Source organism: Streptomyces flavidovirens DSM 40150 (genome assembly GCF_000429085.1).
GTDB classification, from domain to species: domain Bacteria; phylum Actinomycetota; class Actinomycetes; order Streptomycetales; family Streptomycetaceae; genus Streptomyces; species Streptomyces flavidovirens.
Genome location: NZ_AUBE01000013.1, coordinates 50,443 through 64,336, shown reverse-complemented (window position 1 = coordinate 64,336; position 13,894 = coordinate 50,443). Strand labels below are relative to the sequence as shown.

Sequence of the window (13,894 nt, the reverse complement as noted above, 5' to 3'; positions counted from 1 at the left end):
TCGCGGCTCCTGGGGAGGTGCACTGGCACTGGCTACGCCGACATCGGCCGCTGCACCCTGATCGACTGGAGCAGCCCGATCGCGACCCAGACCGCGAACATCGACGACCCGCCGTACGACACGAACGGCAGCGGCAGTCCCGCCACCGGCATGATGCCGAGCGTCATCCCGATGTTCTCGAACGACTGGAACGCGAACCAGGCGATGATGCCGCCGGCCACGATCGTGCCGTACAGCTCGGTCGTCTCACGGGCGATGCGGCAGGCCCGCCACAGGACCACGCCGAGCAGCAGCAGGACCAGTCCGGCGCCGAGGAAGCCGAGTTCCTCGCCCGCGACGGTGAAGACGAAGTCGGTCTGCTGCTCGGGTACGAACTGCCCGGTGGTCTGGCTGCCCTTGAAGAGGCCGGTGCCGGTGAGGCCGCCGGAGCCGATCGCGATGCGCGCCTGGTTGGTGTTGTAGCCGACGCCGGCCGGGTCGAGTTCGGGGTTGGCGAACGCGGCGAAGCGGTTGATCTGGTACTCGTCGAGCAGACCGATCTGCCAGACGACGACGGCGCCGATGGCTCCGGTGCCGATGAGGCCGAAGACCCAGCGGTTGGACGCCCCGGAGGTGAGCAGCACCCCGAGGATGATCACCGCTATGACCATGACCGAGCCGAGGTCGGGCATCAGCATGATGACGACGATCGGTACGACGGCGAGGCACAGGGCCTTGACGACGGTGGGGTGGTCGGGATGCTCCTGATCGCCCGCGTCGACGCGGGCGGCGAGCAGCATCGCCATGATCAGAATGATGGTGATCTTGGTGAACTCGGAGGGCTGGAGGGAGAACCCGCCGCCGAGCACGATCCACGCGTGCGCGCCGTTGATGGTCGCGCCGAGCGGGGTGAGCACGGCCAGGACGAGCACGACGGACAGTCCGTAGAGGACCGGGACCGCGCCGCGCAGGGTGCGGTGACCGAGCCAGATCGTGCCGATCATCAGCACGAGGCCGATACCGGTGTTCACGATGTGGCGCCAGAGGAAGTACTCCGGATCGCCCTGGTTGAGCTGGTCGCGCGTACGGGTCGCGGACCAGACCAGCAGCGCCCCGATGACCGACAGCGCGAGCGACGCCCAGAGCAGCGGCCAGTCGAGCCGGCGCAGCACCGAGTCGCGGGCGGTGAGCTTGGCGAGGGTGCCGCGCTCGGGGGCGTACCGCTGGACGGAGAAACCGTGCGGGCCGGCCATCAGTCGCCACTCCTGCCGATCGCGATCTGCTGGTCCGCAGCCGGGTCCTTGGGCTTCTCGGGTACGTACGGCCGGATCTCCGGGGCGTCGATGGAGCCGTCCGTACCGATCTTCGGAAGCTCCTTCTGCGGCTTGGGGAGCAGGGCCTTCTTCGGGTTGATGTCGCCCTCGTCGCTGACGCCGTAGAGGGCGTCGTAGATGTTGCGTACGGCGGGCCCTGAGGCACCGGAGCCCGTACCACCCTGAGAGATCGTCATGACGATCGTGTAGTCGTCGGTGTAGGTGGCGAACCACGAGGTGGTCTGCTTGCCGTAGACCTGGGCGGTGCCGGTCTTGGCGCGCATCGGGATCTTGTCCTGCGGCCAGCCGCCGAACCGCCAGGCGGCGGTGCCGCCGGGCTCGACGACGGAGCGCAGACCCTTGTCGAGGTCACTGATGGTCTGGGCGTCGACCGGCAGCTTGCCGCGGGGCTTGGGCTTGATCTCCTGGATCTTCTTGCCGTCGGGGCTGATCACGGCCTTGCCGAGGGTGGGGTTGTAGAGGGTGCCGCCGTTGCTGATGGCGGCGTAGGCGGTGGCCAGCTGGATGGGGGTGATGAGGACGTCACCCTGGCCGATGGCGAAGTTGATGCTGTCGAACGCCTTGAGCTGGTTGCCTTCGAGGCAGCTCTCGTACGCGATCTGCTCGACGTAGCTGCCGCCCTTCTTGCCCTGCTTGCACCAGACGTCCTTGTTGGCCGCCCAGAAGTCCTGCTTCCACTGGCGGTCGGGGATGCGGCCCTTGACCTCGTTCGGCAGGTCGATGCCGGTCTCGGCGCCGAACCCGAAGTCATGGGCGGTCCGGTAGAACCAGTCGTGGGCGTTCTTCTTCGGCTTTATTCCGCCGTCACGCTGCCACTCCTGGTGGCCGAGACGGTAGAAGACGGTGTTGCAGGAGAACTTGAGGGCGTCCCCGAGGGAGATGGGACCGTGCCCCTTGGACTCGAAGTTCGCGAAGCTCCGGTTGCCCATGCTGTAGGAACTGCTGCAGTTGTAGCGGCCGTCGAAGGGGTAGCCGGCCCGCACGGCGGCGCTCGCCGACACCACCTTGAAGACCGAGCCGGCGGGCGCCTGGCCCTGGATGGCCCGGTTGAGCAGCGGGTAGTTGGATTTCTTGTCGGTGAGCTTGGCGTACTCCTTGCCGGAGATGCCGCCGATCCAGGCGTTGGGGTCGTAGTCGGGCTGGGAGGCCATCGCGACGACTCGGCCGGTCTTGGACTCCATGACGACGACGGCGCCCGCGTCGGCCTCGTACGGGCGGCCGGTGATCTTGTCGGTCTCCTTCCGGACGGTTTTCATCGCCTGGTGGAGCTCATACTCGGCGACGCCCTGGACCCGGGCGTCGATGCTGGTGACGACGGAGGAGCCGGGCACCGTCGGGTCGTTCTCCGCCTCGCCCATGACACGGCCGAGGTTGTCGACCTCGTAGCGGGTGACGCCGGCCTTGCCGCGCAGTTCCTTGTCGTACGTACGCTCAAGTCCGGAGCGGCCGACCATGTCGGAGCGCAGGTACGGCGACGGGCCGTCCTTCGCCTTCTCGATCTCCTCGTCGGTGACCGGCGAGAGGTAGCCGAGAACCTGGGCGGTCCTGGCCTTGCCGGGCGCGGTGTAGCGGCGTACGGCCGTCGGTTCGGCGGTGATGCCGGGGAAGTCCTCGGCGCGCTCGCGGATCTGGAGGGCCTGCTTGGTGGTGGCCTCGTCGGTGACGGGGATCGGCTGGTAGGGCGAGCCGTTCCAGCAGGGCTGGGGGGTCTCGTTGTCGCAGAGCCTGACCTTGTCGGCGACTTCCTTGGGCTTCATGCCCAGTACGCCGGCGAGGCGGGCCAGTACGCCCTTGCCGTCGTCCTTCATCTTCATCAGCTCGGTGCGGCTGGCGGAGACGACGAGGCGGGTCTCGTTGTCGGCGAGCGGCACGCCGCGGGCGTCGAGGATCGAGCCGCGGACGGCGGGCTGGACGACTTGCTGTACGCCGTTGCCTGCGGCTTCGGCGGTGTACTCGTCGCCGTTGCGGATCTGGAGGTACCAGAGGCGGCCGCCGAGGGTGAGCAGGAGGGAGAAGACGAGGACCTGGATGATGATGAGCCGGATCTGGACCCTGGGGGTCCGCCCGGTCTCGGGAATGTTGCTCAAGCCGTCCCCTCCGCGGAGTCCCTGGTGTCCCTGATGCGATCGGTGGTCACAGTCGCTTGACCCCCTTGATGCGTCCCGCCCGCGCCGCCCGTGAGCGGGCGGCCTTGACCCTCAGGCCCGCGCGCTGGCTGCCGATGCGCAGGCCGGTGCCGGAGGCGAGCCAGCCGCTGGCCACGTCGGCCCCGTTGGTGCCGCTCTGGCTGTCGGCGAGCGGATCGTTGTCGGCGCGTCTGGCCAGCGCCATGACCACCGGCACGACGAACGGGGCGAGCAGCAGGTCGTACAGCGCGGAGGTGAGCAGCAGGTTCACGATGCCGACATGGCGGGCGGCGGTGTCGCCGACCAGGGCGCCCACTCCGGCGTACAGCAGGGTGGAGCCGATCGCGGCGACGACGACCGCGACCATCGGGGCGGTCGCGGACCTGAGCTGGCCGCTCTCCGGCTTGGCGAGTCCGGCGAGGTAGCCGATGACGCACAGGACCAGCGCGTAGCGGCCCGCCGCGTGGTCCGCGGGCGGGGCGAGGTCGGCGAGGAGGCCCGCGCCGAACCCGATGAGGGCGCCGCTGGTGTTGCCGTACACGAAGGCGAGTCCGAGGACGGTCAGGAGCATCAGGTCCGGTACGGCGCCGGGGAGTTGGAGCCTGGCGAGCACGGTGACCTGGACGACCAGGGCGACGATCACCAGGGTGGTGGAGAGCAGCATCCGGTTGAAGCGCATGGGGTTCAGCTCCTACTCGGTGCCGTCGGCGGGATCGGCGCCGTCGGCGGGAGGCCCCGAGGGCGTGACCGTGACGGTGACCGTGGGGGTGGGCCTGGGGCCCGCGGGCTTCGGCGGCAGGACCATGTCGCGCGGGTCCTTGCGCGGCGCCTGGACGACGACGCCGACGATGTCGAGCTTGGTGAAGCCGACGTACGGGCGGACGTACACGGTACGGGTGAGGTCGCCGCCGGACGGGTCGACGCGGACCACCGTGCCGACCGGGACGCCGGGCACGAACGGCTTCGCGGCGTGCGAGCCGAAGGTCACGAGCCGGTCACCCGCCTTGACCTTGGCCTTGCCGTTGAGCATCTGCACGCGCAGCGGACGGTCACCCTGGCCGGTGGCGAAGCCGAGTTCGTCGGTCTTCTCCAGGCGAGTGCCGACGGTGAAGTCCGGGTCGTTGGCGAGCAGTACGGTCGCGGTGTCCGGGCCGACGGTGGTGACGCGGCCGACGAGTCCGTCGCCGTTGAGCACGGTCATGTCGCGCTTGATGCCGTCGTTGCCGCCGGCGTCGATGGTGACGGTCCAGGAGAACCCCTGGGCCGCTCCTATCGCGATGACTTCGGCGCCCTTGATGCCGTACTGGCCGGCGCCGGCTCTCTTGAGCATCTTGTCGAGCTGGCGTACGCCGCTGCGGTTGCGGTCGTCGCTGCCGAGTTTGTGCTTGAGTGCGGCGTTCTCCCGCTCCAGGACGGCGAGGCGGTCGTGCCGCTCACCGGAGTCCCGAACAGCGCCGATGGCGTTGCCGATCGGGTCGACAGCTTGGGCGACCCCGTTCTCCACCGGTCCGAAGACGGTGGCGGCGGCCCGCCTGGCGCCGTCGACCGGCGACTCCTCGCCACCGCGGATATCCACCGTAATCAACGCGAATGCGATGGCGATCAGCAGCACCAGGAGCAGCCGGCTCTCTCGTGTGTCCCTCACGTGCGGCGGCCGTGCCTTCCTCGTCGGAATTCTTGTGTCTGTATATCAACGATCCGCCGCACGAGAAGGAAGGCCTCGTACGGCGGATTCGTCGCGGCGGCTCATCTGCGGGGCTGGGCGTCCAGTACCTGCTGGAGCGCCTCGAACTCCTCGACGCACTTGCCCGCTCCGAGCGCGACGGAGTCGAGCGGGTCCTCGGCGATGTGGATCGGCATGCCCGTCTCGCGGCGCAGGCGCTCGTCGAGACCGCGCAGCAGGGCGCCGCCGCCGGTCAGGACGATGCCGCGGTCCATGACGTCACCGGAGAGCTCGGGCGGGCACTTGTCGAGCGTCGTCTTCACGGCGTCGACGATGGCGTTGACCGGCTCCTCGATGGCCTTGCGGACCTCGGCCGCCGAGATGACGACGGTCTTGGGGAGACCGGAGACGAGGTCGCGGCCGCGGATCTCGGTGTGCTCGTCCTTCTCCAGGTCGAACGCCGAGCCGATCGTGATCTTGATCTGTTCGGCGGTGCGCTCGCCGAGCAGGAGCGAGTACTCCTTCTTGATGTGCTGGATGATCGAGCTGTCCAGCTCGTCGCCGGCCACCCGGATCGACTGTGCTGTGACGATTCCTCCAAGCGAGATGACGGCGACCTCGGTGGTGCCGCCACCGATGTCCACGACCATGTTTCCGGTGGCCTCGTGGACGGGCAGGCCCGAACCGATGGCCGCGGCCATGGGCTCTTCGATGATGTGCACCTGGCGGGCGCCGGCCTGGGTGGACGCCTCGATGACGGCGCGGCGCTCGACGCCGGTGATGCCGGAGGGCACGCAGACGACCACGCGGGGGCGGGCCAGGTAGCGGCGCTTGTGGATCTTCAGGATGAAGTAGCGGAGCATCCGCTCGGTGATCTCGAAGTCGGCGATGACGCCGTCCTTCAGCGGCCGGACGGCAACGATGTTGCCCGGCGTCCGGCCGATCATCTTCTTGGCCTCGGCACCCACGGCGAGGATGCCGCCGGTGTTGGTGTTGATGGCGACGACGGAGGGCTCGTTGAGCACGATCCCTTTGCCCCTGACGTACACCAGCGTGTTGGCGGTCCCGAGGTCGACAGCCATGTCACGGCCGATGAACGACATTGAGTTCCCCTTGTTCCCCATGAGGATGCGTCGGGCCTTCCCAAGTGGAGCGGTTGGCTTTTTTAGGACGGCGAAGTGGGTGGTGCGGCGTGGAGGTTTCCATCGTAGTGCCGCCTGCACGGATGCGGCGCGAGGGTCCTTCGCCATTGTGAGCGGAACACGTACCCGTCCCAGTAATGGTGACGTCGTGTCGGGGGGATGCGTTCCCCGCATCTTCCCGCATATGCCGGGGGGCGGCCGAATTACTTCGGTCGCCCCAGGCCATGACCCCTATTTGGCTGACGTTATGTCAGGAAATGCCGGGGAAGAAAAGCTTCAGCTCCCGCTCTGCGGACTCCTCGGAGTCCGAGGCGTGGATGAGGTTCTCCCGGACGATGGTGCCGAAGTCCCCACGGATGGAGCCGGGAGCCGCCGCGATCGGGTCAGTCGGACCCGCCAACTGGCGTACACCCTCGATGACGCGCTCGCCCTCGACCACGAGGGCCACGACCGGACCGGACGCCATGAACTCGACCAGCGGCTCGTAGAAGGGGCGGCCCTTGTGCTCGCCGTAATGCTGCTCCAGCGTCTCGTGGTCGAGCCCGCGCATCTCCAGCGCTGTGATCTTCCAGCCGGCCTTGCGCTCGATGCGGCTGATGATCTCACCCACGAGTGCGCGTCGGACCGCGTCCGGCTTGAGAAGGACGAGAGTGCGCTGAGTCATGTACGGCTCCTTGCGGGCATAGCGGATGCGATGTCCAGAGGCTACAAGGGCACGCCGGCGGGGCAGCACCCGGCACTGGCGGACAGCGGCCCCTACTGCGCCGGGGCCTGCGCCTGCGCCGCCTCCGCCTGCGCCGCCCACCGTGCCTTCGCCTCGTCGATCTTGCGGCCGTAGTGGATCGACGCCCACCACAGGCCCGCGAAGACCGCGCCGAGGAAGAACATCACCGGGACCACGAAGCCGCTCGCGATCAGGCCGATCTGGAGCGCCCAGCCGAGCTGCACCCCGCCCGGCCGGCCGAGCATCCCGCAGAGCAGCACGGACAGCAGCATCGCGACGCCGCACACCGTCCAGACCGCGGTCATCGACAGGTCGTCCGACTTCATCGCGACGAGGCCCGCGAAGGCCACCACGAAGAACTCGCTGATCAGAGTGGACGCGCAGAGCATACGCACAGGAATCAGCCCCTCCCCAGGAGCAGCCGGGCCTCGCCGACCGTGATCACGGAACCGGTTACCAGGACGCCACCGCCGGCGAACTCGCCCTCTTCCTCGGCGAGCGTGATGGCGGCCTCCAGCGCGTCGTCGAGGCGCGGCTCGACCTGCACGCGGTCGTCACCGAAGACCTCGACGGCGATCGCCGCCAGCTCGTCGACGTCCATCGCGCGGGGCGTGGAGTTACGGGTGACGACGACCTCGGCGAAGACCGGCTCGAAGGCTTCGAGGACACCCCGCACGTCCTTGTCGCCGCTCGTGCCGACGACGCCGATCAGGCGGCTGAAGCTGAACGCCTCGGTGACGGCCTCCGCCGCCGCCCGCGCGCCCGCCGGGTTGTGCGCCGCGTCCAGCACGACGGTCGGGCTGCGGCGTACGACCTCCAGCCGGCCCGGCGACGTGACCGAGGCGAAAGCCTTGCGGACCGTGTCGAGGTCGAGCGTGCGCGCGTGCTCCGCGCCGATGCCGAAGAACGCCTCGACGGCCGCCAGGGCCACCGCCGCGTTGTGCGCCTGGTGCGCGCCGTGCAGCGGCAGGAAGATCTCCTCGTACTCGCCGCCGAGTCCGCGCAGCGCGATCAACTGGCCGCCGACCGCGATCTCGCGGGAGCCGACGCCGAACTCCATGCCCTCACGGGCGACCGTGGCATCGACCTCGACGGCCTTCTTCAGCATCACCTGGGCGGCGTCGACCGGCTGCTGCGCCAGGATGACCGTGGCGCCCTGCTTGATGATCCCGGCCTTCTCGACCGCGATCTCGCCGGGCGTGGAGCCGAGCCGGTCGGTATGGTCCAGATCGATCGGCGTGACGACGGCTACGGACGCGTCGATCACGTTCGTCGCGTCCCAGCTGCCGCCCATGCCGACCTCGACGACCGCCACGTCGACGGGCGCGTCGGCGAACGCGGCGTACGCCATGCCCGTCAGCGTCTCGAAGAACGACAGGCGGTGCTCCTGCGCGGAGTCGGTCATCTCGACGTACGGCTGGATGTCCTTGTACGTCTCGATGAAGCGCTCGGGGTCGATCGGGGCGCCGTCCAGGCTGATGCGCTCGGTGATCGACTGCACGTGCGGGCTGGTGTACCGCCCGGTACGCAGCTCGAAGGCACCGAACAGCGCCTCGATCATGCGGGCCGTGCTGGTCTTGCCGTTGGTGCCGGTGATGTGGACCGAGGGGTACGCGCGCTGGGGCTCGCCCAGGACGTCCATCAGCGCCGCCATCCGGACCAGCGACGGGTCCAGCCTGGTCTCCGGCCAGCGGGCCAGGAGCTCCTGCTCGACCGCGCGCAGCGCCTTGTCCACCTCCGGGTCCTGCGGGCGCCCGGCGGCGCCGTCACCCTGCTGCGGGGCACCTTGGGTGCGCAGCGTACGGCTGCCTGCCTCGATCACCGCCAGGTCGGGGTCGCGGCCTGTCTCGGCCGAGACGATCTCTTCGAAGGCGTCGGGGGTGTCGCTGTCATCGTGCGGGGGGAGCTGGCTCACGAGACCAGTCTACGGAGCACCACCGACAGTGCCCCGCCAGGACCTGCGTGCCGCCTTCGGCCGCTCTGCGGCGGCGGATCCGGCGATGTCGTGCCAGCCTGAGGAAACCACGATCGGAGGTTTCTCCAGATGGGTGACACGGCCAAGGACATCGGTATAGACCTGGGAACGGCGAACACCATCGTCTACGCCCGGGGCAAGGGCATCGTCCTCAATGAGCCTTCCGTGGTGGCGGTGCAGGCCAGATCCGGCACCGCTCTCGCGGTCGGCCGTGAGGCCAGGGACACCATCGGCCGGACGCCGGGTTCGATCACGGCGATCCGCCCGCTCAAGGGCGGCGCGATCAGCGACTACGCGGCCGCCGAGGCGATGATCCGGCACTTCGTGCGCAAGGCCGTGCCCGGCCGCAAGGCGCGCCCCCGAATGGTCCTGTGCGTACCGAGCGGCATTACGCCGGTCGAGCAGCGCGCGATCGTCCAGGCGGCCGAACGGGTGGGTGCCCGCACGCTGCATCTCGTCGACGAGCCGATGGCGGCGGCGATGGGGGCCGGGCTGCCGGTGTCGAAGGCGCACGGTTCGATGGTGGTCGACATCGGGGGCGGCACCACCGAGGTCGCCGTGATCTCGCTGGGCGGGATCGTCGCCGCCTGGTCGCTGCGGGTGGGCGGTGACGGGCTGGACGCGGCCATCGCCGACCATGTGCGCAAGGAGCACGGGCTGCTCATAGGGGAGCGGACAGCCGAGGCAGTGAAGCTGGCGATCGGTTCGGCCTGGCCGGTGCCGGAGGACCCTGAGCTGGAGAACCGCACGTTCGACGTCGGCGGGCGGGAGAAGATACCCGGCGGGCTGCCGCACACCCTGGAGCTGTCCGCGGTCGAGGTACGGGCGGCGCTCGACGAGGCGTGCGAAGCGGTCGTCTCGGCGGTGAAGTCGACGCTGGAGGAGTGCCCGCCGGAGCTCGCGGACGATGTGATGGAACACGGCATCGTGCTGACGGGCGGCGGGGCGCTGCTGCCGGGGCTGGACCTGCGGATAGCGGCGGGGGCGGGCATCCCGGTGTTCGTGGCGGACGACCCGCTGGAATGTGTGGCGCTCGGAGCGGGCAAGTGCGTCGAGAACTTCGACGTCCTGGAGGATTTCCTGGCGGACTGATGTCCCGGCGGACCAGGTGTCGTACGCCGAGGGCCCCCGCGCGGCTCGCGCGGGGGCCCTCGGCGTACGTCGTCGTACTCGCCCTACTTCTCCGGCAGCGTGGCGAGCTGCGCGGTGATGCGCTCGATGTCCGCCTCGGCCTTCGAGAGCCGCCCGCGGATCTTGTCGACCACGTTGTCCGGGGCCTTGGCCAGGAACGCCTCGTTCCCGAGCTTGCCGAGCGCCTGGGCCTTCTCCTTCTCGGCCGCCGCGAGGTCCTTCGCGAGGCGCTTGCGCTCCGCTTCGACGTCGATCGTGCCCGACAGGTCGAGGGCGACCCGCGCGCCCGCGACCGGCAGGGAGGCGGTGGCGTGGAAGTCCTCGCCGGCCGGCGTCAGACGCAGCACCTGGCGGATGGCCGCTTCGTGCGGCGCCAGCGCCGTGCCGTCCAGGGTCAGCTCAGCGGGGACCTTCTGGCCCGACTGGAGGCCCTGGTCGGAGCGGAAGCGGCGGACCTCGGTGACGACCTGCTGGACGAACCCGATCTCCTTCTCGGCGTCGGCGTCGCGGAAGCCAGAGTCCTTGGGCCAGTCCGCGATGACGAGCGACTCCTTGCCGGTGAGCGTGGTCCACAGCGTCTCGGTGACGAAGGGGACGACCGGGTGGAGGAGGCGCAGCATGACGTCGAGGACCTCGCCCAGGACGCGCGCGGAGACCTTGGCCGGCTCGCCGCCCGCGAAGAAGGTGGTCTTGGACAGCTCGACGTACCAGTCGAAGACCTCGTCCCACGCGAAGTGGAAGAGCGAGTCCGAGAGCTTCGCGAACTGGTAGTCCTCGTAGTACGCGTCGACCTCGGCCACCGTCGCGTTCAGCCGGGACAGGATCCACCGGTCGGTCGCCGACATCTGCTCGACCGGCGGCAGTTCACCTTCGACCGTCGCGCCGTTCATCAGCGCGAAGCGGGTGGCGTTCCAGATCTTGTTGGCGAAGTTGCGGGAACCCTGGACCCAGTCCTCACCGATCGGGACGTCGACACCCGGATTGGCGCCGCGCGCGAGCGTGAAACGGACCGCGTCGGAGCCGTACTCGTCCATCCAGTCCAGCGGGTTGACCGCGTTGCCGAAGGACTTCGACATCTTCTTGCCGAACTGGTCGCGGACCATGCCGTGCAGGGCGATGGTGTGGAACGGCGGAACACCGTCCATCGCGTACAGGCCGAACATCATCATCCGGGCGACCCAGAAGAAGAGGATGTCGTAACCGGTGACGAGGACCGAGTTCGGGTAGAACTTCTCGACGCTCGGAGTCTGTTCGGGCCAGCCGAGCGTGGAGAACGGCCACAGGCCGGAGGAGAACCAGGTGTCCAGGACATCCGTGTCCTGGTGCCAGCCCTCGCCGGTCGGCGCCTCGTCGTCGGGTCCGACGCAGACGACTTCACCATTCGGCCCGTACCAGACCGGAATCCGGTGACCCCACCACAACTGACGCGAGATGCACCAGTCGTGGAGGTTGTCGACCCAGCCGAAGTAGCGGGGCTCCATCTCCTTGGGGTGGATCTTGACCCGCCCCTCGCGGACCGCGTCGCCGGCCTCCTTCGCCAGCGGGCCGACCTTGACCCACCACTGGAGGGACAGCCGCGGCTCGATGGTCGTCTTGCAGCGCGAGCAGTGCCCGACGGAGTGGACGTACGGACGCTTCTCGGCGACGATCCGGCCCTCGGCGCGCAGGGCGGCGACGATGGCGCTGCGGGCCTCAAGACGGTCGAGTCCCTGGAACGGGCCGTGCACGGTGATGACCGCGCGCTCGTCCATCACGGCCAGATTGGGCAGCCCGTGCCGCTGCCCGATCTCGAAGTCGTTCGGGTCGTGGGCGGGCGTGACCTTCACGGCGCCCGTGCCGAACTCGGGGTCGACGTGCTCGTCGGCGACGACCGGGATACGGCGGCCGGTGAGCGGCAGCTCGATCTCGGTGCCGACGAGGTGCGCGTACCGCTGGTCGTCGGGGTGGACGGCGACGGCGGTGTCACCGAGCATCGTCTCGGCGCGGGTCGTCGCGACGACGATCTCACTGTCCCCGGAGCCGTACCGGATGGAGACGAGCTCGCCGTCGTCCTCCTGGTACTCGACCTCGATGTCGGAGATGGCGGTCAGACAGCGCGGGCACCAGTTGATGATGCGCTCGGCGCGGTAGATCAGCTCGTCGTCGTACAGCTTCTTGAAGATGGTCTGGACGGCCCTGGACAGCCCCTCGTCCATGGTGAAGCGCTCACGCGACCACGCGACACCGTCACCGAGGCGCTTCATCTGCCCCGAGATCTGGCCGCCGGACTCGGCCTTCCACTGCCAGACGCGCTCGACGAACGCCTCGCGCCCCAGGTCGTGGCGGGACTTGCCCTCCTTGGCGAGCTCGCGCTCGACGACGTTCTGGGTGGCGATGCCGGCGTGGTCCATGCCGGGCTGCCACAGCGTCTCGTAGCCCTGCATGCGCTTGCGGCGGGTGAGGGCGTCGATCAGCGTGTGCTCGAAGGCGTGCCCGAGGTGGAGCGAACCCGTGACGTTCGGCGGCGGGATGACGATGGTGTACGGCTCTTTGTCGCTTTTCTCGTCCGCCTCGAAGTAACCGCGTTCCACCCAGCGCTCGTACAGCTTCCCCTCTACCTCGGCCGGCGCGTACTGGGTCGGCAGTTCGGGGGCAGGGGCTGCTGGCTGCTGCGATGAGTTCTCGGTCACGGGCTCAGTTTACGGGCGTCACAGCCCCGTACCGAAACCGGATTCTTGGTAACGGTGAGGGCCCCGCCGCCCCGGTATGCCGGTGGTTCCGTCAGGATGTTCGTAACGCATAAGTATCTGGAGGGGAACCCAGTCCATGAGCTACAACCAGCCGGGCCCGTACGGCGGGCAGCAGCCCGGTCCTTACGGCCAGCAGCCGCCGCAGGGCCAGCCGAACCCGTACGGACAGCAGCCCCCGCAGGGCCAGCCCGGCTACGGCTACCCCCAGCAGGCCCCGCCGCCCCAGGGTTACGGCTACCCCCAGCAGGGCCAGCAGCCGCCCCCGTACGGGCAGCAGCCCCCGTACGGCCAGCCCCAGCAGCCGGGCCCCTACGGCCAGCAGCCCCAGTACCCCGGCGGCATGGTCCCGCCGCCCCCGGGCGCGCCGAAGAAGAAGACGGGCCTGATCGTGGGCGTGATGGTGGTGGCGCTGGCGGTCATCGGCGGCGGGATCTACTTCGCCGCTCTTCGCGGCGGCGGCAGTGACATCGCCGACGACGGCAAGCGGTACAAGCTGGAGGCACCGGAGTCGGTCTTCGGCGGCGAGTACAAGAAGTCGGCCGCCGCGCCCGGCAGCGCCGGAGGCGGCATGACCTCCAGCGACCTCAAGAGGCTCGAGGGGCAGGGAATCAACAACCCCACGGAAGCCGGCGGCCAGTACGAGGCGGGCCAGGACATGGCCAAGAAGGCCCTGAGTTTCTCCGGTGTGTACGGCGAGATCGACGACCCCGCGAAGGTCATCGACGACATGTTCGCCGAGCTGAAGAGGAACTCCGAGCAGAGCGCGGGCAAGGGCGTTCAGCTCCTCGGCGAGGCCAAGGAGTTCACGCCCGCGGGCTTCGAGGGCGGCGTCATGAAGTGCCAGGAGGCCGAGTTCAAGCTGGGCGCGACGGTCTCGTCCGACGCGAGTTCCTCCAAGGGCTTCAAGACGCCGATGTGCGTCTGGGGTGACCACAGCACCGTCGCGTCGGTCACGTACACCGACACCGGTGCCGTCCTCGCGGGCGGCGGCATCCCGCTGGACGAGGTGGCGGACATGGCCGCCAAGCTGCGCACGGAGGTCCGCGTCGAGATCAACTGACGCGGCAGGAACGTGAAAAGAGGGACGTGAA

Annotated in this window: 11 protein-coding genes; 2 read left to right on the top strand and 9 right to left on the bottom strand. The window is 69.1% G+C overall.

The features are described 5' to 3' along the window. Positions 1-32: 32 nt before the first annotated feature. From rodA to folC, 8 genes are all read right to left on the bottom strand, one after another. Complete coding sequence (gene rodA / locus G412_RS0119015; RefSeq protein ID WP_028813455.1) at positions 33-1,232, bottom strand: rod shape-determining protein RodA; 1,200 nt, start codon at positions 1,230-1,232, stop codon at positions 33-35. Then, a complete protein-coding gene (gene mrdA, locus G412_RS0119010) occupies positions 1,232-3,400 on the bottom strand; it encodes a penicillin-binding protein 2 (protein WP_028813454.1) in 2,169 nt (722 codons plus the stop codon). The genes rodA and mrdA overlap by 1 nt, the downstream gene beginning before the upstream one ends. A 46-nt stretch (positions 3,401-3,446) precedes the next feature. Then, positions 3,447-4,118 carry a rod shape-determining protein MreD gene (gene mreD, locus G412_RS0119005; protein ID WP_028813453.1) on the bottom strand — a complete coding sequence of 224 codons (672 nt, stop codon included), beginning with the start codon at positions 4,116-4,118 and terminating at the stop codon, positions 3,447-3,449. 12 nt (positions 4,119-4,130) lie between these two features. Next, positions 4,131-5,084: a rod shape-determining protein MreC gene (mreC, locus tag G412_RS35185; protein WP_051338476.1), complete on the bottom strand. Its 954-nt coding sequence runs from the start codon at positions 5,082-5,084 to the stop codon at positions 4,131-4,133. Positions 5,085-5,185: 101 nt separating this feature from the next. After that, positions 5,186-6,205, bottom strand: coding sequence for a rod shape-determining protein (locus G412_RS0118995; RefSeq protein WP_028813452.1), 1,020 nt, complete (start codon positions 6,203-6,205; stop codon positions 5,186-5,188). A gap of 289 nt (positions 6,206-6,494) precedes the next feature. Continuing rightward, positions 6,495-6,908, bottom strand: coding sequence for a nucleoside-diphosphate kinase (gene ndk, locus G412_RS0118990; protein ID WP_028813451.1), 414 nt, complete (start codon positions 6,906-6,908; stop codon positions 6,495-6,497). 92 nt (positions 6,909-7,000) lie between these two features. Beyond that, on the bottom strand, positions 7,001-7,363 hold the full coding sequence (locus G412_RS0118985; RefSeq protein WP_028813450.1) for a DUF4233 domain-containing protein: 363 nt from the start codon (positions 7,361-7,363) through the stop codon (positions 7,001-7,003). A gap of 5 nt (positions 7,364-7,368) precedes the next feature. Further along, positions 7,369-8,883, bottom strand: a complete 1,515-nt coding sequence (gene folC, locus G412_RS0118980; protein ID WP_028813449.1) for a bifunctional tetrahydrofolate synthase/dihydrofolate synthase — start codon at positions 8,881-8,883, stop codon at positions 7,369-7,371. Positions 8,884-9,012: 129 nt separating this feature from the next. On the opposite strand from folC, the gene G412_RS0118975 reads away from it, so the two are divergent. Further along, positions 9,013-10,035, top strand: a complete 1,023-nt coding sequence (locus tag G412_RS0118975) for a rod shape-determining protein (RefSeq protein WP_028813448.1) — start codon at positions 9,013-9,015, stop codon at positions 10,033-10,035. Positions 10,036-10,118: 83 nt separating this feature from the next. Here the strand turns inward: G412_RS0118975 and G412_RS0118970 are convergent, their stop codons facing one another. After that, positions 10,119-12,743: a valine--tRNA ligase gene (locus G412_RS0118970; RefSeq protein ID WP_028813447.1), complete on the bottom strand. Its 2,625-nt coding sequence runs from the start codon at positions 12,741-12,743 to the stop codon at positions 10,119-10,121. Positions 12,744-12,879: 136 nt separating this feature from the next. Between G412_RS0118970 and G412_RS0118965 the strand changes: the two genes are divergently transcribed. Further along, positions 12,880-13,863 carry a hypothetical protein gene (locus tag G412_RS0118965; RefSeq protein ID WP_028813446.1) on the top strand — a complete coding sequence of 328 codons (984 nt, stop codon included), beginning with the start codon at positions 12,880-12,882 and terminating at the stop codon, positions 13,861-13,863. The last annotated feature ends 31 nt before the right edge of the window (positions 13,864-13,894 follow it).